Annotated in this window: 1 protein-coding gene; it reads right to left on the bottom strand. The window is 70.7% G+C overall.

What is annotated here, in order from left to right; translation table 11 throughout:
* A partial coding sequence (locus A0J48_RS26455) for a replicative DNA helicase (protein WP_200327548.1) occupies positions 1-951 on the bottom strand: 951 nt, incomplete at both ends.

The following is a 951-nucleotide window of genomic DNA, read 5'->3' as shown; positions in this document are numbered from 1 at the left end:
GGCGAGTCCTCGGGGTTGTAGTAGTCGTCGCGGTAGATCATCAGCACCAGGTCGGCGTCCTGCTCGATGGCGCCCGACTCGCGCAGGTCCGAGAGCATCGGCCGCTTGTCGGTGCGGGCGTCGGGCGAGCGGTTGGGCTGCGGCGCGGAGATGATCGGCGCCGCGAGGTCGCGCGCGAGCGTCTTCAGAGCGCGCGGGATGGCGGGGATCTCATGGACGCGATACTCGTCGCGCCGGTCGCGGTTGCCCTCCATGAGCTGGATGTAGTCCACGATCAGCAGGTCGAGGCCCTCGCGGCTCTTCAGCCGGCGCGTCTTGGTGCGCATCTCACCGACGGTCACGCCCTCGGAGTCGTCGATGAACAGCCGGGCGGCCGGGAGACGGTCGGCCGCGCGCATGACCCGCGACCAGTCCTCGGTGGCCAGGCGGCCGGCGCGGATGCGCCCGGCGTCGACGATCGCGGTCGACGACAGCAGACGCTGGATGAGCTCGTCGCCGCTCATCTCCAGGCTGAAGATCGCGACCGACATGTCCTGGGTGAGGGCGGCGTGCTCGGCGATGCCGAGGGCGAGGGCGGTCTTGCCCATGCTGGGCCGCGCCGCGACGACGATCATGTTCCCCGGGGCCAGCCCGCCGACGACGCGGTCGAGGTCGATGAAGCCGGTGCTGACGCCGACGACGCCGTCGTCGTTCTCCTCGGCCGCCGTGAGCCGCTCGATGCCGCTGATCAGCAGGTCGCGCGCGCGGCGGAAGTCTCCGCGCACGCTCTTCTGCGACAGCCCGTAGACCAGGGTCTCGGCGTCCTGCAGCATCGTGTGGGTCTCGCCCTCGCGCTGCACGACCATCTTCTCGATCTGCTGGCCGACCTGCAGCAGGCGCCGCTGGGTGGCGGTGTCGCGCACCAGCTCGGCATAGGTCCGGTAGCTCGCCGCGATGAACGGCGTCTCCATC

The sequence above is a fragment of the Sphaerospermopsis aphanizomenoides BCCUSP55 genome (assembly GCF_001586785.1).
Classification (GTDB): Bacteria; Cyanobacteriota; Cyanobacteriia; order Cyanobacteriales; family Nostocaceae; genus Sphaerospermopsis_A; species Sphaerospermopsis_A aphanizomenoides_A.
This window is presented reverse-complemented; position numbering and strand designations above follow the sequence as displayed.